18 protein-coding genes are annotated in these 24,655 nt (G+C 37.3%); 11 read left to right on the top strand and 7 right to left on the bottom strand.

Going from position 1 to position 24,655, the window contains the following annotated elements; all coding sequences use genetic code 11:
* Positions 1–72 precede the first annotated feature (72 nt).
* Together rho and trxA are read right to left on the bottom strand one after the other, a co-directional pair.
* The gene (rho, locus tag GQR44_RS12400) at positions 73–1,341 is read right to left on the bottom strand and encodes a transcription termination factor Rho (RefSeq protein WP_166372085.1); all 1,269 of its coding nucleotides are present in this window, start codon (positions 1,339–1,341) and stop codon (positions 73–75) included.
* 165 nt (positions 1,342–1,506) lie between these two features.
* Complete coding sequence (gene trxA / locus GQR44_RS12395; protein WP_025563658.1) at positions 1,507–1,833, bottom strand: thioredoxin TrxA; 327 nt, start codon at positions 1,831–1,833, stop codon at positions 1,507–1,509.
* Between the two features lie 124 nt (positions 1,834–1,957).
* Between trxA and rhlB the strand changes: the two genes are divergently transcribed.
* From rhlB to GQR44_RS12365, 6 genes are all read left to right on the top strand, one after another.
* Positions 1,958–3,214, top strand: a complete 1,257-nt coding sequence (rhlB, locus tag GQR44_RS12390) for an ATP-dependent RNA helicase RhlB (protein ID WP_166372084.1) — start codon at positions 1,958–1,960, stop codon at positions 3,212–3,214.
* A gap of 1 nt (position 3,215) precedes the next feature.
* On the top strand, positions 3,216–4,130 hold the full coding sequence (locus tag GQR44_RS12385; RefSeq protein ID WP_166372083.1) for a guanosine pentaphosphatase: 915 nt from the start codon (positions 3,216–3,218) through the stop codon (positions 4,128–4,130).
* A gap of 585 nt (positions 4,131–4,715) precedes the next feature.
* Positions 4,716–5,381 (top strand): hypothetical protein, encoded by a 666-nt coding sequence (locus GQR44_RS12380; RefSeq protein ID WP_166372082.1) that lies wholly within the window; start codon positions 4,716–4,718, stop codon positions 5,379–5,381.
* 682 nt (positions 5,382–6,063) lie between these two features.
* Positions 6,064–6,882: an MIP/aquaporin family protein gene (locus GQR44_RS12375; protein WP_166372081.1), complete on the top strand. Its 819-nt coding sequence runs from the start codon at positions 6,064–6,066 to the stop codon at positions 6,880–6,882.
* A 115-nt stretch (positions 6,883–6,997) separates the two neighbouring features.
* Positions 6,998–8,527: a glycerol kinase GlpK gene (gene glpK, locus GQR44_RS12370; RefSeq protein ID WP_166372080.1), complete on the top strand. Its 1,530-nt coding sequence runs from the start codon at positions 6,998–7,000 to the stop codon at positions 8,525–8,527.
* A 261-nt stretch (positions 8,528–8,788) separates the two neighbouring features.
* On the top strand, positions 8,789–9,568 hold the full coding sequence (locus GQR44_RS12365) for a DeoR/GlpR family transcriptional regulator (protein WP_166372079.1): 780 nt from the start codon (positions 8,789–8,791) through the stop codon (positions 9,566–9,568).
* A gap of 141 nt (positions 9,569–9,709) precedes the next feature.
* Here GQR44_RS12365 and glpQ read toward each other — a convergent pair whose 3' ends face one another.
* On the bottom strand, positions 9,710–10,789 hold the full coding sequence (gene glpQ, locus GQR44_RS12360) for a glycerophosphodiester phosphodiesterase (protein WP_166372078.1): 1,080 nt from the start codon (positions 10,787–10,789) through the stop codon (positions 9,710–9,712).
* Positions 10,790–11,166: 377 nt separating this feature from the next.
* The gene (gene glpT / locus GQR44_RS12355; protein ID WP_166372077.1) at positions 11,167–12,537 is read right to left on the bottom strand and encodes a glycerol-3-phosphate transporter; all 1,371 of its coding nucleotides are present in this window, start codon (positions 12,535–12,537) and stop codon (positions 11,167–11,169) included.
* A gap of 737 nt (positions 12,538–13,274) precedes the next feature.
* On the opposite strand from glpT, the gene betI reads away from it, so the two are divergent.
* From betI to GQR44_RS12330, 5 genes are all read left to right on the top strand, one after another.
* Positions 13,275–13,883 (top strand): transcriptional regulator BetI, encoded by a 609-nt coding sequence (gene betI, locus GQR44_RS12350; protein ID WP_166372076.1) that lies wholly within the window; start codon positions 13,275–13,277, stop codon positions 13,881–13,883.
* Positions 13,871–15,337: a betaine-aldehyde dehydrogenase gene (gene betB, locus GQR44_RS12345; protein WP_166372075.1), complete on the top strand. Its 1,467-nt coding sequence runs from the start codon at positions 13,871–13,873 to the stop codon at positions 15,335–15,337. The genes betI and betB overlap by 13 nt, the downstream gene beginning before the upstream one ends.
* Positions 15,338–15,339: 2 nt before the next feature.
* On the top strand, positions 15,340–17,031 hold the full coding sequence (gene betA, locus GQR44_RS12340) for a choline dehydrogenase (RefSeq protein WP_166372074.1): 1,692 nt from the start codon (positions 15,340–15,342) through the stop codon (positions 17,029–17,031).
* 269 nt (positions 17,032–17,300) lie between these two features.
* Complete coding sequence (locus tag GQR44_RS12335) at positions 17,301–18,518, top strand: BCCT family transporter (protein ID WP_166372073.1); 1,218 nt, start codon at positions 17,301–17,303, stop codon at positions 18,516–18,518.
* Between the two features lie 149 nt (positions 18,519–18,667).
* On the top strand, positions 18,668–19,147 hold the full coding sequence (locus tag GQR44_RS12330) for a MarR family transcriptional regulator (RefSeq protein ID WP_166372072.1): 480 nt from the start codon (positions 18,668–18,670) through the stop codon (positions 19,145–19,147).
* A gap of 49 nt (positions 19,148–19,196) precedes the next feature.
* Here GQR44_RS12330 and GQR44_RS12325 read toward each other — a convergent pair whose 3' ends face one another.
* The 3 genes from GQR44_RS12325 to GQR44_RS12315 all read right to left on the bottom strand — a co-directional run bounded on the left by GQR44_RS12325 (position 19,197) and on the right by GQR44_RS12315 (position 24,204).
* Positions 19,197–20,039, bottom strand: a complete 843-nt coding sequence (locus tag GQR44_RS12325; RefSeq protein ID WP_166372071.1) for a nitrate- and nitrite sensing domain-containing protein — start codon at positions 20,037–20,039, stop codon at positions 19,197–19,199.
* Between the two features lie 887 nt (positions 20,040–20,926).
* Positions 20,927–22,339 (bottom strand): esterase-like activity of phytase family protein, encoded by a 1,413-nt coding sequence (locus tag GQR44_RS12320; RefSeq protein ID WP_166372070.1) that lies wholly within the window; start codon positions 22,337–22,339, stop codon positions 20,927–20,929.
* A 194-nt stretch (positions 22,340–22,533) separates the two neighbouring features.
* The gene (locus tag GQR44_RS12315) at positions 22,534–24,204 is read right to left on the bottom strand and encodes a diguanylate cyclase (RefSeq protein ID WP_240923647.1); all 1,671 of its coding nucleotides are present in this window, start codon (positions 24,202–24,204) and stop codon (positions 22,534–22,536) included.
* Between the last annotated feature and the right edge of the window lie 451 nt (positions 24,205–24,655).

Below are 24,655 nucleotides of genomic sequence, written 5' to 3'. Positions count from 1 at the left end.
GTATCCAAGACAAAATTTAAAGTAAAAAAAACGCTACCTAAGTAGCGTTATTATTCAGTAAAACAAAATCAATTATTTTGCTTTTTGATTTTTCATTGCATCAAAGAAGCTATCGTTGGTTTTACTCAATCCTAACTTATCGATCATGAATTCAGTTGCGCCAATTTCACCCATAGGATGAACAATCTTACGCAGGATCCACATACGCTGTAATTCGTCAGACTTAGTCAATAACTCTTCACGACGAGTACCAGAGCGAGTGATATCAATCGCAGGATAAACACGTTTTTCAGCTAACTTACGATTTAGATGAATTTCAGAGTTACCTGTACCTTTAAATTCTTCATAGATAACTTCATCCATTTTAGAACCCGTATCGATAAGTGCAGTAGCAAGGATAGTTAAACTACCACCTTCTTCTACATTACGAGCAGCACCAAAGAAACGCTTAGGGCGATGTAATGCATTGGCATCAACACCACCTGTTAGTACTTTACCTGAGCTTGGAATAACGGTGTTATAAGCACGTGCGAGACGTGTAATTGAATCCAGTAAAATAACCACGTCTTTTTTATGTTCAACAAGACGTTTTGCTTTTTCGATAACCATTTCAGCAACTTGAACGTGTCGACTAGCAGGCTCATCAAATGTTGATGCCACTACTTCACCACGTACTAAGCGACGCATTTCAGTTACTTCTTCTGGGCGCTCATCGATTAATAAAACAATCAGTTCAGCTTCAGGATAATTAATTGAAATACTTTGCGCGATATTTTGTAGCAACATCGTTTTACCGGCTTTTGGCGGTGCCACGATCAAACCACGTTGACCTTTACCAATCGGTGAAACTAAATCTAAAATACGTGCAGTAATATCTTCAGTACTACCACTACCATTCTCTAAACGGAAACGCTCATCTGGATGGATAGGAGTTAAGTTTTCAAATAAGATTTTATTACGGGAGCTTTCTGGTTTGTCGAAATTGACTTGCATAATTTTCAGCAATGCAAAATAACGTTCGCCTTCTTTAGGCGGTCTTATTTTACCTTCAACACTGTCACCAGTTCGTAAATTGAAACGACGAATTTGACTAGGAGAAATGTAGATATCATCTGGGCCAGCTAAATAAGAGCTGTCAGAGCTACGTAAGAAGCCAAAACCATCTTGTAAAATTTCTAAAACACCAGCACCGAAAATATCAGCACCACTTTTAGCATGGGCTTTTAATATTGCGAAGATAATATCTTGTTTTCTAAGGCGGGCTAAATTTTCAAGCCCCATAGAACTTCCAAGCTCAACAAGCTCAGGAACGGGAGTATTTTTTAATTCGGTTAGATTCATAATTCTTTTGATGTTTTAATATGGATTAAATGGGTAGATAACGTGTGTTTGAATAGCTTAAATATGAATTGCTCATAATTTGAGCGTAAAGGTAGCATTAATAATTGGAACTGTCCAGAATGAAGATTAAGCTAGATTAACTTAACCTCATTCTGAGTAGAGTATTTAAACGTTAGCGTCTAAAAACTCTGTAAGTTGTGATTTAGAAAGTGCGCCAACCTTAGTTGCAGCCACTTTTCCATCTTTAAATAATAATAAAGTTGGGATACCACGAATACCAAATTTTGGTGGTGTTTCACTGTTTTGATCGATGTTTAATTTACCAACAGTTACTTTCCCTGCATATTCAACAGCGACTTCACTTAAAATTGGTGCAATCATTTTACAAGGACCACACCATTCAGCCCAAAAGTCCACTAAAACAGGACCAGCTGCATTTACAACGTCAGTGTCAAAACTTGCATCACTTAAAGTTACGATATTTTCGCTCATTTTTATCTCCAGAAAAGATTTACTAGTAGAAAGTTATTATAACATGCTCACTGGTAAAATATATTTTTTGATATTTGAATCGATCTCAATATTTATTGCAAGTATAAACTGCTATGCTCTGCAAATGAATAAAACACACCTAACTCAAACAAAATTTTCAGACTTGCCTCTAGAGCCAAGTCTACTTTCAGGTTTAACTGCTATAGGTTTTGAATACTGTACGCCGATTCAAGCTTTGTCACTGCCAATTACCTTACAAGGTAAAGATATTGCAGGCCAAGCTCAGACGGGTACAGGCAAAACTTTGGCATTTCTACCTGCCGTTTTCCATCACCTATTAACTAACGATGTACCTGAAAATCGCCGTAAGAACCAACCTAGGGCTATTATTCTAGCACCTACACGTGAACTTGCGATTCAAATACATAAAGATGCAATTACTCTTTCAGAGTCAACTTCTTTACGCCTTGGTTTAGCATATGGGGGCGAGAAAGTTGAAATTCAACAAAATAAACTAGAAAAAGGCGTTGATATCTTAATTGGCACTACGGGGCGTATCATCGACTTCGTTAAACAAGGTGTCATTAACTTAGATTCGATACAAAGTGTTGTCCTAGATGAAGCAGATCGTATGTTCGATTTGGGCTTTATTAAAGATATTCGTTATTTATTCCGTCGTATGCCAGCCGCTGATAAGCGTTTAAACCTATTATTTTCTGCTACCTTGTCACACAAAGTACAAGAGCTTGCATTTGAACATATGAACAGCCCAGAGCATGTTCAAATTGAACCTGAAGTGATGACTTCAGCTAATATCACTGAAGAACTATTTTACCCATCAAACGAAGATAAAATGTTGTTATTACTTAGTTTAATGGAAGATGAATGGCCAGAAAAAGCGATTGTTTTCGCTAATACTAAACATGCTTGTGAAAAAGTATGGGGATATTTAGCGGGTGACGGTCACCGTGCAGGCCTATTAACCGGCGATGTACCGCAGAAAAAACGTGAGCATATTCTCGAACAATTCACTCAAGGTGATGTGGATATTCTGATCGCAACGGATGTTGCAGCACGTGGTTTACACATCCCAAAAGTATCACACGTCTTTAACTTTGACTTACCCGATGACTGTGAAGATTATGTTCATCGAATTGGTCGAACTGGCCGTGCGGGTGAAAAAGGATTAGCGATAAGTTTAGCCTGTGAAAAATATGTGTTTAATTTACCTGCCATTGAAGAGTATATTAAGCATAATATTCCGGTTAGCGAATACGATAAAGATTCACTATTAGATTCTTTACCAGTGATGAAAGTAACTAAATATAAAGTTCATCCAAATAATCGCAAAGACAACTATCATAGGTCACATAAAAGATAATATGGCAACAGCGCGTTATACCATTATTGATTTAGGCTCGAACAGTTTCCACATGCTTACAGTCACCAAACAAGCTAATGGTTTTAACGTCGTCTCAAAGCATAAGCAAAAAGTACGCTTAGCTGCCGGATTAAATGGGCAAAAACAACTTGATTTAGCCACCATGGAAAAAGGTTGGGCTTGCCTACAAGACTTCAGACTATTGCTGGATGAGATTCAACCTGTCTGTATTCTCATTACTGCCACCGCAGCCCTGCGTATTGCTACTAATAAACAACTTTTCTTAAATACTGCACAAGATATTCTCAACCGCCCTATTAATCTTATTTCAGGTATTCAAGAAGCTGAAACGATTTTTAAAGGCGTTTCTTTTACTGAAAAAACTGAAAAAGAACTGTTAGTAATCGATATTGGTGGCGCAAGTACTGAGTTGGTATTAGGAAAAGGTAACCACATTCATGTCGCTAATAGTTTAGATATTGGCTGTGTTACTTGGTTAAATCATTATTTTGCTGACGGTTTGTTAAGTGAATATAATTTTAATAATGCAATAAATGCAGCAAAGCAGGTTATTTCAACTGTCAAATCACAATATACAAAACACCAATGGCAACTAACGTTAGGCGCATCAGGCACTATTCAAGCGGTTAATGAAGTCAATCAAGCTCAGCACTTAAGCCAAGAGTTGTCGTTACAACTGCTACACAACATTAAGCAACAATGTATACAATGCCACACCATACAAGGGCTCAATATTGTTGGCTTAGAAGAATCCAGAATGCCTGTTTTTGCTAGTGGGTTAGCTATTTTAATCGCACTATTTGAAACCTTGAATATTCAGTCGATGCAACTTTCCAATGGCGCACTTCGCGAAGGTTTAATAAGTATGATGTTTAATGGACAAACGCATTTTTAAGCAAGTGTGAACACTCTGTTTTGCTAAGCAGAATTTACTTTTATTGGTGTAATGAGTTGTTAACTAGCAATCTCAATACGCTTCATTCGACACAAAGCTAAATTCCACGTCATATTAAAAATCAGTATTAAAAATACCAATGTTAAAACTAAAGTTAAAAACCAGTGTTAAAAATCAACATTAAAATCAACATTAAAATTAAAATTAAAATTAAAGTTAAAGTTAAAGTTAAAGTTAAAGTTAAAGTTAAAAACCGTGTTAAAAATAAATATTTAAGATAAAAATTATCTCTGTTCATTACAATATTGTTTAATGATTTGATACGACTATCAGAGCCAACTCACGGTTCAAACAGCCTTTTCTGTCATCATGTTTTACATCATAGACACTATGCTAGATTATTCATTCATGAATGTATGAAGTGCGTAGCTGAAATATAGCTAAAATATAATTGAAACTTAGTTGCAACATAGTTGCAACATAGTCTCATCAGCGCTTTGCTTATCCTGAGTAGAAATACATTAATCAAAGGGTCATCAATCGTACGCTATGAATAAAATGTTAAGTTATTAATGAGGATTTATAATGGAATACCTACAACGATTTGTCCTACTTTCATTAATACTTTTTATTTCGGCCTGTTCAACGCTTAAGGTTGACACTAAAACGACCGCTTTTTATCAACAGAATTACAATAGCTCAGGTAACATATTTGTAGTGTCTGCGGATATTGATAAAAACAACTCATTAGAGTTTGCGAATTATAAAAAGAAAATTGAAACCCAACTCGCAATGGTGGGTTATTCAATTGTAAACAATGCAAACGCAGCCCAATACGTAGCTATTGTCGCCTATGGTATAGACAATGGTAAAACCTCCGTTGTGTTAACACCCATTTTTGGCCCCTACGCCTTTTATACAGATGAAGATGACAAGCGAAGCGCCTTTCCTGGTCGTCGTTATGTCATGCCGCAATACGCAGCAACCAGTAAACCTGCTAGCTTAATTACGCTGTACACTATTTCTTTTGCATTAGACATTGTGGAAGCTGAATCCTTAAAACCTAGTTACGCATCTATCGAGAACAAAAATCAAGCAAAGAAAGTCTATGAATCACGAGTGAAAAGTATCGGAGAATGCGATGTTATTGCAGGTGTATTCGATCAATTATTAGCCGCTATGTTTAAAGACTTCCCAGGAGAAAATGGTAAAACAAAAGCCCAGACTATTCGTTATGAAGGCGAATGTTAATTTTTACTTAGACAAGTACAAAAATAATGAAAGTGAAAAGTAACATTATATCTACACTTGAATTTGAAAATTTTAGTTTTAAGTTTTGCAGTTTAACGCTGTGCGATTTTCTTCATTCTCACCTAACCTAAAACAAGCGAGAACAATTTAAAATTGTATAGAGCGACATAGGACGACCTAAAACCATATAAAGCTACATAAAACTATAATTCTGGGCAAAATAAATAAGAGCATATCAATGTTAATAAACCTTGGTATTTAAACAACGATTCCAATCAAAAAACTCCCCACGCATTAAAATCTTCCCTCTATCATTTGTGAAATAACATAAAGAAATCACGCAGCCTTTAAAATGCGCATATTCGAACATCATTTATCCAAGTAATAGATTAATGATCTACCCAAGTATTCCTCAGCTCCTAAACAAGAAAAAACAACAGGCACACTTCTAAAAATTAGCACCTAAATAAGCAAAATAATGCTTAATATCACGTAAAAAGTAATTTTAACTTTACATGAATGTAACAAATGAAATATTTAAAAAGCGCGTAAAAGCTCGATTTGGAACAAAACATGACCGAACGCGCAAAAAATGGTTTAGAATGTAGCTAATTTGTTAATCATAAGTATCTTTGCCACATCAAAATACATTCATACATTGAAATAAGGAAAAGAAAGTAAAATGAGTAAACAACATTCATTACTAGGTCAATGCATCGCAGAGTTTATAGGTACAGGGCTATTAATATTTTTTGGCGTAGGTTGTGTTGCTGCACTAGTATTAGCTGGCGCTAATTTCGGACAATGGGAAATAAGCATCATGTGGGGAATGGGCGTTGCGATAGCGATTTATTGTACTGCTGGTGTTTCTGGTGCTCATATAAATCCTGCTGTAACCATCGCTCTGGCTGCTTTTCATGGTTTTAATAAACGTAAAGTTTTACCTTATATCGTTTCTCAAGTATTAGGCGCATTTTGTTCTGCTGCACTCATTTATGCTTTATATAGCAGCTTATTCACTGATTATGAAATTGCACATAACTTTGTTCGCAGCAGCGAAGCTGCACTTTCAACTGCAGGCATTTTCTCAACCTATCCGCATCCTTCAATCTCTTTAATCGGTGCTTTTGCTGTTGAATTTGTTATTACAGCCGTATTAATGGTTGCTATTTTAGCATTGGGTGATGATAACAATGGTGCATCACGTGGTGCATTAAACCCTGTATTGATTGGCGTTTTAATTGCCGTCATTGGTGGTTCTTTGGGCCCACTAACTGGCTTTGCAATGAACCCTGCGCGAGACTTTGGTCCGAAACTTTTCGCTTATTTAGCGGGATGGGACTTTGCTCTTACTGGCGCAAAAGAAGTTCCTTACTTTATTATTCCTATTTTAGCGCCAATCTGTGGTGCATGTTTTGGTGCTTGGGCTTACCCGAAAGTAATCGCACAATATTTACCCGTAGCTGGACAAGGATGCACGATCCCGAACGATTGTGACTAAATAAGATATAGCAGGAGACTTACCTCTCAGTATCCTGCTAATTCAACACATACATAATAAAAGTATCTATATCATTCAATAATTAATAACCAAATGAAAATAAAAGGACAACACCATGACCGATAAAAAATATATTGTTGCACTGGACTCAGGTACAACTAGCTCTCGCGCAGTCATTCTTGACCACGATGCCAACATCGTCAGTGTTTCCCAGCGTGAATTCACACAAATTTACCCTCATTCAGGTTGGGTTGAACATGATCCAATGGAAATCTATGCAACGCAAAGTGCCGTATTAATAGAAACACTGGCAAAAGCGAGCATTCGCAGTGATCAAGTTGCAGGTATTGGTATTACTAACCAACGTGAAACAACCATCGTTTGGAATAAAGAAACTGGAAAGCCTGTTTATAATGCGATTGTTTGGCAATGTCGTCGTACAGCGGCTATTTGTGAAGAATTAAAAGCACAAGGGTTAGAAGAATACGTGCGTGAAAACACAGGCTTGATGCTTGACCCTTACTTCTCAGGTACCAAAATAAAATGGATTTTGGACAATGTAGAGGGTGCTCGTGAAGATGCTGAAGCTGGGAAATTATTATTTGGTACCGTTGATACTTGGTTAATTTGGAAAATGACACAAGGTAAAGTACATGTCACTGATTACACCAATGCATCACGTACTATGTTATTTAACATCAACACTTTAGAGTGGGATGAAAAACTACTAAAAGACTTTGGTATTCCAAAATCTATGATGGCAGAAGTAAAAAGTTCATCGGAAGTTTACGGCCAAACCAATATCGGTGGTTTAGGCGGAACACGTATTCCAATTGCAGGTATTGCTGGGGATCAACAAGCTGCTTTGTACGGTCATATGTGTGTTGAAAAAGGACAAGCAAAAAATACTTACGGCACAGGTTGTTTCTTGTTGATGAATACAGGTAAAGAAAAAATAACCTCATCAAATGGCCTACTAACAACACTTGCCTGTGGCCCTAGAGGTGAAGCTAGCTATGCCTTAGAAGGTGCTGTATTTATGGGTGGTGCTTCGATTCAATGGTTACGTGATGAATTGAAGTTAATCTCGGATGCAAAAGATTCTGAATACTTTGCAACCAAAGTTGACTCTTCTAACGGGGTTTATGTAGTCCCTGCCTTTACAGGTTTAGGCGCACCATATTGGGACCCGTATGCTCGAGGAACAATCGTAGGTTTAAATCGAGGCACTAATTCTAACCATATTATTCGTGCAACATTAGAAAGTATTGCTTACCAAACACGTGACGTACTTGACGCAATGCAAGCAGACTCAAATATCCAGTTAGCTTCATTACGTGTTGATGGTGGTGCAGTAGCTAATAACTTCTTAATGCAATTCCAATCTGATGTACTAAATACTGCGGTTCATCGTCCTGCGGTTACTGAAGTGACAGCGCTAGGCGCAGCCTACCTTGCTGGTATTGCTGTTGGTTTCTGGGATGGTTTAGAAGAGCTAAAAGATAAAGCAACTATAGAACGTTCATTTGAACCTAAAGCCGTGCAAGAAAAACGTCAGCAACGTTACAACGGTTGGAAACGAGCAATCAAATGTGCCATGGTATGGGCTGATCTTCACAACGAAAACAACGAAGATTCGTTTTAAGTTAACCTCATAACACCTCCTTCTATAGCGATAGAAAGTTTATCGAAGTCAACTATTTAGAGAGCACCTCAAAGGTGCTCTTTTTCGATCACAATGCCCTTATTTAGGGATAAGATCTAAAAGATTCACGATCAATCCATAAATTAATTTTTATCCGAAGCCTCTCTTTTCACTCATAAATTTTGTAATTTCTTGCTATTCACTGATGGCGCAGTAAACTTGTTTTATTGAATTTAGCCAGTAACACAAGGAACAATATCCGTGAAGCAGACAACAAGACATAAGGAAATAATAAAACTCGTACAAAAAAATGGATATATCAGTACTGATAATCTAGTTGAACACTTCAACGTTAGCCCGCAAACCATTCGACGCGATCTTAACGAACTCGCAGACGAGAATAAAATACGCCGTCATCACGGTGGAGCAACAACACAACAAAGCTCTGTTAATACCGCTTATAGTGCCCGTAAAGTAATGCAATCACATGAAAAAGACTCCATTGCAGAGGCATTAGTCAAACACATTCCCGATGGCGCTACTTTATTTATTGATATTGGTACTACACCGGAATCAATTGCTAAAGAATTGGTCAAAAAACACAAGGATTTACGTGTTGTAACGAATAATATTAATGTTGCCGGTATTTTAATGGGTAATGAAGACTTTAAAGTCATTCTCGCCGGTGGCGAAGTACGCAACAAGGATGGTGGGATTGTCGGTGAGGCAACACTGGATTTCATTAAACAGTTTCGACTAGATTTTGGTATTCTCGGGATTAGTGGTATTGATTATGACGGTTCTTTATTAGACTTTGACTACCATGAAGTACGTGTTAAAAAAGCGATTATAGAGAATAGCCGCCGTATTTATTTGGCAGTAGATCATACTAAATTTGGCCGTAATGCGATGGTTAACTTAGGAAATATCAGCGAGTTAGATATGTTAATAACGGACCTTACACCGCCAGATGAAATTGTCGCCATCTTAAAAGAACATAACATTCCTTTGGAAGTAACTTCGCCTAAAGCCAAGCTTTAATAGGTCTAAAAACGACTTAATTTTATCCTTTTATAGGAAAGAATATAGGGAAAAAATAAAAGCACTTACAACATGCTAAGTGCTTTTCAGATTAGACTTTTTTCACATTAAACTTCATTGAGCATGCGAAAGACGCTCGATTTATTGTTTATCTAGCTTTAAAAAGTTAACCGCACGATCAGGGAAATCAGTGAAGACACCATCAACATTGGCTTTGTTGTAGAAAATATCTAATAAATCTTCAAAGTTTTCTGCATAAGCAGGAATTCTTCCTTCATCCAATCTGAAAGTATAAGGATGAACTTCCATACCAGCATCATGTGCATCCTTAACTAAAGAAGTAAATACAAGCTTATCTTTAGTGGACTCAGGAGCAACGACCATTGGCTTCCATGGACCCACACCATCAGCATATTCAGCAATCTTTTTCATTGCATCAGGTTTGAACATCCAATCATAATTATAAGGTTGCGCCTTACCATCTTGATATTCCATTGTCTCATTCCAGCTGGTTTCAGCCATCAATTGAACCAATTTAACATCCAAGCCTAATTCAGGTAATAGTTGCGTTTTAACACGCTTTAATTCATTCGCATCAAAGGATTGAAAATAAGCTAAGTCGGATTTTTTCGTATAACCATATTTTTTAAAGACCTTTAATACTGCTGCACTAATATCCTTACCTTCATGACGATGTAACCAAGGCGCTTTCACTTCAACATAAATACCTACATTGTTACCTGTGCTAGCATTCAAACCTTGAATCAATTCAATTTCATTTTCTAAAGTATGTACTTTGAACTGCGATTTCCAAAGAGGGAAGCGTTTAGGATAAACAGCCGTTGCTTTGCCATCTTTGATCTTAAAGGCTTCTGTCATATTTAGCTTTTTAATTTCATCCAAGGTGAAATCTATAGCGTAATAACGGCCATCTTCACGTTTACGATCTGGGTAAACATCAGCAACGTTAGTAACACCATCTAGATAATGATCATGTAAAATAACTAACGCGTTATCTTTAGTCATCACTACATCTTGTTCGATATAATCAACGCCCATAGCATAAGCCATAGATTTTGCTGCCATGCTGTGCTCAGGTAAGTAACCACTTGCACCACGATGGGCAACCACGATTTTATCTGCATAAGCACTGCTGATAATAGGTAGTGCTACAATTATTCCTAAGCATAATTTTTTAAAACGGGGTAATTTTGTAAACATCGTTTGATCCATCCTTATCATAAAATGTAACCGCTAAATAACGGCTGACTTATACCAACTTTATTAACTATTTGATCAATCATTGGGCAGGAAAAATGCTTCAATTTAAAGCAAAGGTTTAAAGCAAAGATTGCGCTAAACTGTTATTCCCTTTGCAAAACTTCTAACGCAGAAGTGAAGCATTCTAACCAACAAAAATGATCGGCTATTTAACAGTATTGGTATTATTACCAATCCTTAATGCAATTAAGCATTCATAGATTGCTATGGTTAAAAAAACAAACCCGTATTAGCGATGAACCAATACGGGTTTTAGTCTTAATTTCAATAAGTTAAGATTGTTCTAATTCATATGTATAACATTTAATTACATAGACTTAAACGGTTTTACTTTCTAAATCTAACTTACGTTGCTTATGGATTTTATTTTCGCCAAACATAGCAAGCGTTAAGAAGAATATAGATAAACCACATGCAATTACGATGACTAAGAATCCACCATCCCAACCGAATATATCTACCGTGTAACCTAATAATGCATTAGCCGCTACCGCACCACCAAGGTAACCAAATAATCCAGTTAAACCAGCCGCTGTACCCGCTGCTTTTTTAGGCGCAAGTTCCAGCGCGTATAAACCGATTAACATAACAGGACCATAAATTAAGAAACCAATCGCAACTAAGGCAGCCATATCAACCATTGGATTACCAGCAGGGTTGAACCAATAAATTAACACAGCAATAGTTACTAATAGCATGAATAAAATACCAGCTGGTGCACGACGACCTTTAAATAATTTATCAGAAATTACACCGCACAATAACGTGCCAGGAATACCAGCCCACTCGTATAAAAAGTAAGCCCATGAAGATTTATCAACAGAGAACTCTTTTACTTCACTTAAATAAACAGGTGCCCAGTCAAGTACACCGTAACGAATTAAGTAAACAAATGCGTTGGCGATCGCGATAAACCATAATAATTTATTATTGAATACGTACTTAAAGAAGATTTCTTTTGCTGTCATCTCTTTTTCAAAAGACTCTGTATAGTTATCAGGGTAATCATCTTTGTATTCTTCGATGGCCGGTAAACCACAAGACTGTGGAGTATCTTTCATTGTTAAGAAAGTAAAAACAGCAACTAATAAAGCAAAGAAAGCTGGAACATAAAAAGCGGCACGCCAATCATCATTAAAAGCCCATAAGCCTAAAAGGAATAATGGACCAATTAACCCACCACCAACATTATGTGCAACATTCCAAACCGACACTATGCCACCACGTTCTTTATGCGACCACCAATGCACCATGGTTCGACCACAAGCAGGCCACCCCATTCCTTGGAACCATCCATTTAAGAATAAAAGGATAAACATAGCGGTAATACTGCTGGTTGCCCAAGGCATGAAACCAAAACACAGCATCACTAAAGCAGACATCATCAAACCGGCGCTCAAAAAATAACGAGGATTAGAACGATCTGAGATATTCCCCATTAAAAATTTAGATAACCCATAGGCAATAGAAACAGATGCCAGCGCAACCCCAAGATCACCGCGACTATAACCATATTCTTCAATCAAAAAAGGCATCGCCAAACTGAAGTTTTTACGTACTAAATAATAACCTGCGTAACCAATAAAGATACTTAAGAACAATTGCCAACGTAAGCGTTTGTACAATGGATCTACTTGGTTTTCAGGCAGGCGATCAATATGCGCCATTGGCCGAAAAATGTTTAACATAACGGGTATTCCTTGGGTAAATGAGGACGGTATAAGAATCATTGGCTAGTTTTTATACAAGAGAATATTCCTCTCGCGACATCAACTGCTTTATGAGCGCAATATAGTTCGAACGAACATAAAATACTGCCAAATGGATCACAATCGAAAACAAAATGATTCAAATCAACAAAAAAAGCACAATAACATGCTAATCACGGTAATACCTTGAAAAAATTGATTAAAAAATTAAAAAAATAAAGTAAATAAAGTAAATAAAGTAAATAAAGCGACAATAGCATTTTTAAGTTATTACCTTCACCCCAAATGAAACTCGAAAGTATTCGAAAACGAATACCATTAATCAAGCTATTTAATTAACACCCACGACATCATTTCCTCCCCTTTCTAAGTAAAATTTAACCAATAACAAACAAAGATCGCGCTTAACAAAAACATACAACTTGTACTATCCGACAAATAAAACAGAAAAAATAGTTACAACAAGAACTATTTTAACTACAACTATTTTTTTACATTTAGCTTACAAATACAGGTCCAAATCATTGCTAAACAATAACTTATGACAAAAAAAGAGATTTAAAAGCAACAAAAAACACTCATTCCATTAACAAAAAATGTAAAAGGAATGCAAATTAGACCTTGATAGTTAGTGCACTAATCATTAGGATTGTTATTAATTGAACGTTCAATTAATAACGTTTTATGACTCATAATAAATAAAAGGGAAGTTATTTATGGCCAGACCGGCTGTTAAAGAAGTGCGACAACAGCAACTGATCGACGCCACATTAACGTCAGTTGAGCATCATGGTTTACAACACACCACTATCAATACCATCAGTGCCATAGCAGGTATGTCGTCGGGCATTATTAGTCATTACTTCGGTGGTAAGCAGGGCTTAATAGAAGCCGCACTCAGATATCTTCTCGATCAATTAAAACAAGCATTATTAATCAGAATTTCAGATAAGCAGTTATCCCCGGTGGATCGCCTTGCAATGATCGTCGAAGCAAACTTTACCGAATTACAGCGTTCAAGTGCAGCAACAAAAACCTGGTTAAGTTTTTGGTCTCAAGCGATGCATGAACCAGGCTTAGCAAGATTGCAAAACATCAATAGTCAGCGTTTATACAGTAATTTACTGTTTTGTTTTAAACAGTTATTACCGCCTTCAGCAGCCATTGATGCAGCCAAACAAACTGCCGCTGTAATTGATGGTTTCTGGCTTCGCAGTGCGTTAAGCCCCGCACCAGAAGAAGACTTCAAACAAGCTCAAATTTTATCTAAAGCCTTTATTAATACTGTTCTTAAGCAGTATGGAGAAAATCAATGTCATCATTAATCGTTTATCAAAATTACGTACATGGCCAATATATCGCCAACGGAACCGGTGAAACATTTGAAGTGATTAACCCTGCGACAGGGCAAGTTAGTTACTTAGTAGAAACTGCGACAGAAGCAGTACAACAAGCAGTGATCGCCAGCTCAAAAGCAGGGTTTGCTACTTGGTCAGCAATGACAGCAATAGAACGAAGCCGAATTTTACTTAAAGCAGTGGCTTTATTACGTGAAAATAATGATGACCTTGCAGCAGGCGAAGTATTAGATACGGGTAAACCATGGCAAGAAGCTTCAGAAGTTGACGTTGTAACAGGCGCTGATTCTATTGAATTTTTTGCAGGGCTTGCGCCAAGTATTGAAGGTAATCAACAAACCGTCGGTGACGATTTTTATTATACCCGTCGTGAGCCTTTGGGTATTTGTGCTGGTATTGGCGCTTGGAACTATCCGATACAAATTGCCTGTTGGAAAGCAGCTCCTGCTTTAGCCTGTGGCAATGTAATGATCTTTAAACCTTCAGAAGAAACACCACGCGGGGCGATGCGCCTAGCAGAAATTTTTACTGAAGCTGGTGTGCCAGATGGTGTTTTTAATGTTGTACAAGGTGATGGACGCGTTGGTGCTTGGTTAACCGGTAATGAAGATATCGCTAAAGTTTCTTTCACTGGTGAAGTTGGTACTGGTAAAAAAGTAATGGCAGCAGCCGCTAGCTCACTGAAAGAAGTGACCATGGAATTAGGCGGTAAATCACCGTTAATCATTTTTAATGATGCTGATATAGAAAATGCCGTTTCTGCCGCAATGCTAGGCAACTTCTATACACAGGGCGAAGTATGTACCAATGGTACACGTGTATTTGTACAAAAAGATATTTACCCACAATTTATTGAGCGTCTGGTTGAGCGTACACAGCAAAATATTATTTGTGGTGACCCAATGCAGCCGGAAACAAACTTCGGTGCGTTGATTTCAAAAGACCACCAGCAAAAAGTATTGGATTACATTGAAATAGGTAAAAAAGAAGGCGCAACGTTATTGACTGGCGGTACAGCATTACAACCAGACAATGCCCCTCACGGTTATTTCGTAGCACCGACAATTTTCACTGACTGTACAGACCAAATGACAATCGCTAAAGAAGAGATATTTGGTCCTGTTATGTCTGTACTTACCTTCTCTGAAGAAGAAGAAGTTGTGAAACGTGCAAACGATACTCACCTAGGGTTAGCAGCGGCCGTCTTTACCCAAGATATTACCCGCGCTCACCGTGTGATACACCAAATTAAAGCCGGTATTTGCTGGATCAATGCTTACGGTGCTTCACCTGCTGAAATGCCTGTCGGTGGTTACAAAATGTCAGGTATTGGCCGAGAGAATGGCAGTGAAACATTAAAAGCTTATACCCAAATTAAAGCGGTATATGTTGGCATGCAAAATCTTGAAAGCCCATTTTAAGGATGACTATGACTACAACAAATTATGATTATATTATTGTGGGTGCAGGTAGCGCAGGTTGCGTACTTGCAAACCGTTTATCAGAAGATGCAAACAATAAAGTTTTACTACTAGAAACAGGTGGTAGTGATAAGAGCATTTTTATTCAAATGCCAACTGCCCTCTCGATTCCAATGAACACCAAAAAGTATGCATGGCAGTTTGAAACTGAAGCTGAACCCTTTTTGAATAATCGTCGTATGCATTGCCCTCGCGGTAAAGTATTAGGCGGTTCATCGTCAATCAACGGTATGGTTTATGTACGTGGCCATGCACGTGATTTCGATGAATGGCAGCAAGCAGGTGCTGATAATTGGGATTACGCTCACTGCTTACCTTATTTTAAGAAAGCAGAGACTTGGTCATTTGGCGGTAATGATTACCGTGGTGACACAGGTCCACTTGCCACTAATAATGGCAACAATATGAAAAACCCATTATATCAAGCGTTTGTTGATGCCGGTGTAGATGCCGGTTATTTAGCAACTGCTGATTATAATGCGGAACAACAAGAGGGTTTTGGCCCCATGCACATGACCGTCAAAAATGGTGTGCGTTGGTCGACTGCAAATGCTTACTTAAGACCTGCAATGAAACGTAACAACCTCACCGTCGTGACTCACGCATTAGTGCATAAAGTATTGCTTGAAGATAAAAAAGCAGTTGGTGTTCGTTATGAAGTGAAGGGACAAATAATCGATCAGCTTTGTAATAAAGAAGTGTTATTGAGCGCAGGCTCGATTGGCTCGCCACATATTTTGCAATTATCAGGTATCGGTAAAGCAGAAACATTACAAGCAGCGGGTATTGAGCAACAACATGAATTACCTGGTGTCGGTGAAAATCTGCAGGATCATCTTGAGTTTTACTTCCAGTTCAAATGTTTAAAGCCTATTTCACTGAACGGTAAAATAGATCCGCTTAATAAATTATTAATTGGTATTCGTTGGATCTTAAATAAATCAGGTTTAGGTGCAACCAATCACTTTGAATCATGTGGATTTATACGATCTAAAGCGAGTTTAGAATGGCCAGATCTTCAATATCACTTTTTACCTGCAGCAATGCGTTATGACGGTAAAGAAGCGTTTGCTGGGCACGGTTTCCAAGTACATATTGGCCATAACAAGCCTAAAAGCCGTGGTTCAGTCAAAGTTGTTTCAAGTGATGTCAATGTAGCGCCACAGATTCAATTCAACTATTTATCACACCAAGATGATATTGAAGGCTTTAGAGCCTGTGTTCGTTTAACACGTGAAATTATTAATCAACCGGGTTTAGATGAATATCGTGGTGAAGAGATCCAACCTGGACTAACAATACAAACAAACGAAGAAATTGATGAGTTTGTCAGAAGCTCTGTTGAAAGTGCTTACCATCCTTCTTGCTCATGCAAAATGGGTGAAGATGAGATGGCAGTAGTTAACTCAGAAACTAAGGTGCATGGCATCGAAGGACTTCGTGTTGTTGATTCATCGATTTTCCCAACTATCCCTAACGGTAACCTGAACTCACCAACGATCATGGTCGCAGAGCGGGCAGCAGATATTATTTTAGGGAGGACATTACTAGCGCCTAGTACGGCAAAAGTAATCGTAGCCGATGATTGGCAAACTAGTCAGCGACTAACCGCACCAAAGCGTAAAACTAGTTAATAGCCACCAGCTTTTAATCTTTTGTCATCAAATGCGTTACAGCAAGCGATGGCAAAAGCGAGGTAAAAGGTCAGCCTAAGCAATTAATGCAAATGACCTATTAAACTACGTTATTTTTCAGGGTTTAACTATCGTGACCGATGTCTATTATCAATACGATACTTAAGGTTTGAGGGCAAGACTGTCTTAAAAATAATGGCGTAGCGTTTTAAAACATAAAACAAGGAATTATCTATGTTTATCAACACTATCCACTGGGAGGCTACATAATGACTCTTTGGTTATCAACCGGCATTTTGTTCGTTTTTGCCGCCATTGCCTTTATCTTATATCGTTGGGGTAATATGCAATGTATTGGTGTCACGCCAGTGCGTAAATTTACCTTTATCGCAATCTTATTTACCTCTGGTTTAGATGTAGGTTTGATCATGTTCCCGCTCACTGAGTTTGCAGGTTATGCGGATATAGCGACAAGTCCTGAATATGGCTTCACTAATCCGCTCTCTATTGAGTTTGGATTTTGGGCATTCTTGATTTGGGCTTTCTACTTTGTGACTTGTTTCTACTTTTGTGTCATTGAGCCAAGAGTTAAATTTTTCGAAGTGCCGCTGATCAAGTTTATTAACAATGTTGTTATTATTGGTACCTGTGCCTTTACCGCATACTTACTATTAACTAACTTACCTTGGTATTTACCAGGTCTCGGTGATGGGGAATCGATCGTTGGTAGCTTTTACTTAATCGTATTCTTAGCGATCGCAGCGGCTGTATATTCAAGCACAAGTATTCGTTACGTACGCATTTTAAGTTTAGGTAGTAGCTGGTTATTCTTTGCACTAATCCTCATTATGTGGTCTGGCGCTTTCTTATCTGATAACTCAAGTGTTGGTGAGTTCTTTACTACCTTTGGATTGATAGGTGATTACTTTGCTAATATAAATCATTTTGTCTTACCGCTTAATGACTACCATGAGTTTTACCTTTTCTGGTGGTTCGCTTGGAGCATCATGATTGGTCAATTTACCTCTCGTTTTGTAAGTGGTATGAGAACTTATCAAGTACTAGCAGCAATGATGATATTCCCTTCTATCCCAATTGCGATTTGGTTTACTGTACTTTACTACTACAGTGCAAATGCAATCTCGACAGCAGGATTTTATAACTTAGCTATGGTCATTGTAGGTATTACCTTTGTAATAAATTCACTTGATTCACTGGTTCGTTTATACACTGATAACTTAAACTTAACCGTACAACGCTTTGGTAAAATTCCTTATATCGTTGGTAACATTACGTTATTGAGCGCTTTAACTTTACTATTCAAATTAGATTTTTTACAAATCCAATGGGTAGGCGCGCTAGCAATTGGCTTAATTTTAGGTTGTTTTGGTTACATCTTGATAGGCCATTACCGTAAAGTATCTGATATTGAACGCTCTCCAAAAGAGAACAAAATTGACTTTACTAAAATTGAGTTAATGGATTAATACCATCAGAACTTTATAAGTTTAACCTTCTGCTTTAATTATTAAGCAGATGATCAAAAAAGCAGAATAATGACCTTCATTATTCTGCTTTTTTTATATGAGAGTTACGGTTATTTTTGTTATGCTACGCAAAAAATAAGGTTGAATTTATGGAAAAGCACGAGCAATTATTAATTTCTTTACGCCGGGTGATCAGAGCGATCAGTATTCACTCTCGTCAATTGAATAAAGAATCAGGGTTAACGGGACCTCAGCTATTAGTAATGAGAAAAATTGCTCAACTAGAAGCGCCGCTTGCCAAACAAATTGCCCAAGAAATAACGCTCAGTGCCGCCACTGTGACCACTATTATCGATCGCTTAGAAGCACGCGACTTCGTGATCAGAACGCGTAGCAAAACAGATAAACGTAAAGTTCATTTATCATTAAGCGAAACCGGAAAAATTGTTCTCAGCTCGTCACCCCAACCTTTGCAAGAACACTTCATTAAACGTTATCAGCACCTTGAAGAGTGGGAACAAAGCCAATTATTATCCGCAGTAGAACGTATTGCATCAATGATGGATGCGACTGAGCTGGATGCAGCACCAGTATTATTGGTGGGTACTATCCAAGATGGTGAATCTTAATGGAGCACTTTAATAGAGAACTTTAATAAAGAGACAGGTACGATATTAGTCAAATAACCTGCTTTATTTGTTCTATTTGATGTTTGAAAATGTCATCTAGTGATTTGATGCTGTTGCTAGCCAATGTAAAATATTGTTTCTGACTGATGGTTATTTTATCTGCTTCAATTAATTTACTTTCAATTGCTTCCATTAAACACAATATTGTTGATATCGCAGCCGTTAATAAGAGTTTATGCTGTTCTTTTTCACTCTCAAGTGAACCTAGTTTTGGCAATACATCATTGATTATTTTTTGCATTTTTTGCTGCAAAAAAGATAAACGGACTTTATCCAGATCAGAGCACTGCTTTTTAGTCGCAACACCGACTCCAATGGCTCTAGACTGCCCAATCGTTTCAGTTGCTCTTATCAACTCTCTCCACACCAACCCGATATGCCTTAATTGCTTTAACGACATAGCATTTAAATGTTTATGCTCCGCTTCATCTTCCAACAGGTATATTAAGTTAGCGATCATCTGTGTATGTTGTTTAAAGGTGTTCTCTGCATCATTAGTATTACCTGGCTGATTGACACGCCCCCAATGATCCACAAAGGAATCCCAATGCCCACCTTGATTGGATAGCATATATTGTTGCAAGTGTTTAATATCACTATTAGCTTGTTGCTCAAAAGTAAGTAGCATCGCTTTTTTACTTTGATCTCCGTTTAACCAAGCAGAGCTTAAACCTCGATAAGTTTGTACTGCTCCGATCAACGACTTTAAATAAGTAATATTAGCTAGGCCCTGTGTTTGTAATATTTTTTTTTGCTTATTTTTATAGTGATGTAACAGTACCAAACACAACACCATCAGTAATAAAATAATGATATAGATTGTCATATCCATGCCCTCACTTTGCCTCTAGCTATTCAACAACTTCATTGAGCTTATACCCATCCCTCTAAATAACAGATCGTTGTTGTTGGTTAACCTATACCCGTTACCATTCAAGATGCTTGCCTCACAACTTGCCCTGTGGGTCGTTAGCTCGAAAAGCAATTCAGCGTTGCAACATTCGATAAGGACTAGCCATTTAAGATGTAAAGACTTGTTTTTACATCTACCGGCAGAGGATTAACGTAGTTAATCGCTCGATAGGTCATCATTTCACGCCTTGCCTTGCTGTCCAAGCTAACGACTGAATAAAGCATATCGATTGATAACGGGTATATATCGCTTCTAATCAATATTTGAACACATACTTAATGGAATAAATATGATCTTCAGCATTAGCCTTTGTAGAAGTAAATAAAACAGTCGATATATTATTCGCTCGATATTAATCCTGTTTATTAATTCTAATCATTATTATTTAGGTACAAAAAACATACCAAAACTTAACTTGCTGATAATAATAAAGAACATCTGAGCAGTGAATTAATAAGTGCAATACCATGGTGCATTTTTTTGAAATGAAGAATCAGAAGAGTGCGTGCTTAACTAATATAATGACGATTATTACTCGAATTCAAGAAACAATTATTGTGAAGAGAAAAGATATTATTAGTGGCATGATTGGGTAATAGTTAACTATTGCGATTGCATGCAACACAGCAATGCTCTTTTTTACCAGCAAGCATAATTAGACTAATAGACAGATTAATAGGGTGATTGATAGGTAGATTAATATAATGAAGCAGATACCTTTCAAGATGAACAATTAATTACCTTGAAAGGTATATAGCCATTTTACTTCAAGGAGCTGCTACAACAGCCCCTTGAACAATAGAGCTTTATTCTGCCAATAAATTCTTTTTAATAATGAAAAGTCGGTTAGCATCCACGGTGTTTTTATCCAGATACTTTTGCTCTAATTTTCCATCCGTTGACCAAGTCGCAAAATCATCGTCATTTAATACGCCTAAATGTTGATTATCAATGACCCACAAACCTTCCATTTTATCGTGTGCATAACCAACCTCCTCGACCATATCAACGATCAATTTTTTGGTGACTGGTTTAATGCCCTGTTTCGCCAATGCATCCCAACCATGCTTTTGCACATATTGCTCTAACGTCAGTCCATCAATCAGTAAACCATGGCTTTCATCTTCTTTCATAGAAGAGGATAACGACACACTAGAAAGCGCAGTCCCAGAAGTAAGATCAATTCGATATACCTGCTTTTGTGCATTAGGGTTGGCTTTTTTAGGGCCACCAAAAAGGAAGCTACCATCTCGCTCAATCACTAAAAATTTATTGGCAGTTAATGCCGCTATTTCTGAATTAGCATTTTCGGCTTTCTCTTGGCGATAAAGATATTGTTCAGTTTCACCATTAGTTAAATTGACGCTAACAATTCGAGTAAGGTCGCCCTTTTGTGAAGCTTTATCAGGGTTCTTCATGCTTGATTGCATAATACCCACCAGCGTTGTTTGATCCGGTGTGATCGCTAAACCTTCCATGCCTCGATTAGCACGACGATGTTGAAATACAGCAGGTAAATGTAACAACGAACGCGTGTCATCTTTAAAGGCATTAATACGTGTAATCTCTTCGCCATCACGGTCAAAGTGAACAATATGTGGACCATATTCATCGCTCACCCAAAATGTTCCATCTTTCAAGGCCACTAGTCCCTCTCCATCTAATCCATAATCATCTAGTTTAATAGGGTTAGTTGCAGCGTTATAGGGTAGTTGGTCATTCACTAATACGGGACTTCCATCGGCATGATAAGGAGTTTCACCAGTCCCTCCTAGCGCAGAGCTATTAGGTAAACCAGAAATGACACTGCCATCAGGACGCTTTAATAAAATGTCCTTTATCTGCACAATTTCGCCATTCAATTTCACTTCAAATAGTCCAATACGAGGAGTGTAATCAGCAACGGGAAAACTCTTCCCTTTACCATAATCACCTTGATGATTGGCATTAGGACCGCGGTCTGTTAATGCATAAAATTGATTTTTTTGAGTTGGATGAGCAGTCATCGCTGAGCCATATCCACCGTTACGTATTTCAAAAGGCTGCAGCGTTTTTGCATCTTTTAAGTCTGCGCGTAACACTGAATAGGGCAAATCACTGCCCTGCTTAGGAAAGGTATCTAAAATACTATCCATATCCGCAGCTACACTACGATTAGCAGCACTAAATAACACTAATGCAGAAACAACACTCACTAAACCAATTTTATTTATTAACATTTGATACCTTATAGCAATTTATTATTTATTCGCTAAAAGTACTCAATAAATATGACGATTTAATGAATGTTAGAAAATTAATGAACGAGAGAAAATTAAGAGCAGTTTTATCGCACAGGGGGACATACTGTAAAGAAGCAACGAAGGTTGTGCTTAGAGATGCGATTTGAAATGAACTATAAAATGAAAAATTATCACTCTATTTTATTCGAATTCGAAGTATAAAAATGGATGGAACGTTGCTGAGATGCTTTTGATTGATACATCGCCTGATCTGCTTTTTCAATTAATTCAATGCAAGTTGCGCCATCTTCAGGAAATATCGCGATGCCTATTGATGAGCCTATTTCCAGACTATGACTATCTACTTCAATCGGCTTTTTAATCGCTTCTATAATACGTTCGGCAAGATGCAAAATTTCTTCTTTCTTTTTTGGGTTATCCACAACAAAGATAAACTCATCTCCTCCTAAGCGCGCCACGATATCGGACTGCCTAACCAGTTCTAATAATCGGCTAGCAATAACTTTAAGTAGCTCATCCCCAATATTATGGCCAAATGAATCATTAATTAATTTGAAACCATCCAGATCTAAAAACAACACTGCAATTTGATTGTTTTTACGTTTGCTACTAATAATTTTTTGACCCAAACGCTCCATCAATAAGGTGCGATTAGGTAAATCAGTTAATGCATCGTAAAAAGCTAAATGTTTTAGGCTTTCATCTTTATGCCAAAGGTCGGTGATATCGCTGAATACAGAAATATACCTGATGACTTTACCCTCTTCGTCTTTAACCATATTGATATTGACACGTACTAAAAAAATATCACCACTTTTACGCCGATTCCATATTTCACCAGACCACTTTCCTTGCTCCTTAAGTTTCGCCCATAAGGTCGTATAAAAATCTTCGTGCTGACGATATGACTTAAGAATATGTGGTGTTTCCCCAATTGCTTCTTCTGGAGAGTAACCAGTAATATAACTAAAAGCAGGATTTACCGACAAAATAATGCCATTAACATCGGTAATTAAAATAGCATCAACCGTATTATCAAAAACACAAGTTGCCAGTTTTAACTCTGCTTCTGTTTCCTTTAACTCAGTCACTTCACTAGATTGAATAGCAAAACCTTTCACTGAGCCATCACTGTCAAAATCTGGTATATACTGCGCGAGAATACTACCAATACAGCCATTCGTCTTTTTTAGAGTACGTTCAAAACGTTGTGCTTTGCCCGCTAATACATTTTTAATATGGGGCTCATTCAGGCGAAACAGTTCTTCACCGGCCAATTCCTTAAAAGAGATACCAATTAGGTCTTTATGCTGCTGTGTATGCCATTCGCTGAATGCTTTATTGGCAAATTGACAATGTAAATCTTTATCCCAATAACCGATCATATTAGGCATAGAATCAATCAGTTTAGTAATAAATTGATGCTCATGTTGATCCGATTGATGCGCTAATTGAGATTGTGCTAGTTGTGCTTTATTACGCTGTAATAAGCCATGGAGATAAGTGATATAACTACAAATAATAATGAATGAACCCATTTCAACCACATCAAAAATACTATTAATTAAAGGGTGTGTAGAGATCCAGGGCCAGGCAAAAAATAACATCAAGGGAGTCAGTAAGGTTGTAATGAAGCCTGCGGCAATGCCACCATAAAGTATTGCGACTATCACTGCGGGATAAAAAAAAAACCAAGTGATCTCTTGATCAATAAACCGCAACAACCCAATCAATAACAATAAAGAAAAACCAATTAATACCAACGCAATAAGAACGTGTTTGATATGTTTAAAAATAAAAGAGAGTGCGTTAACGCTATCAGTATTTTTCATTTCATTCATCCCCACCTCTTTAATTATTAGTATGAAGATAGTCTTTTGCTAATAAATGACATTCATTAATAACATGCCTATATTGGTTTAAAAGTAGAATCTGTATAGAAAACATCAAGGATAAGAGTAAATAGCATACAGCAAAATAGCCTAATTCGAGGTAAAAGTTAATATAAAGGGATAATGTTAGTACAAGAAATAGGGAGCTCACCGATTATTTTAGTAATTGTATGAATACGATATAAAATAATTACTGCGTAGCACTTTAATCATCATATAGCTGATTCATTGCACTAAAAACTAATAAGAATCAATAAAACAATGTAATGAGCTCGATTAAAACCTAGATTTTCATAATAAGCAGAAGAAGGGGTTATTAGTATAAAAAGTGAAGCTATTGATAAAATTTTTTAATAAAAAATGATAGAAAGAACAGCCTTTTACTCCTTAATTTATCAGC

The organism is Psychromonas sp. SA13A (genome assembly GCF_011378715.1).
Taxonomy (GTDB): domain Bacteria; phylum Pseudomonadota; class Gammaproteobacteria; order Enterobacterales; family Psychromonadaceae; genus Psychromonas.
The sequence above is the reverse complement of the archived record's forward strand: the minus strand, read 5'-3'. Positions and strand labels throughout refer to the sequence as shown.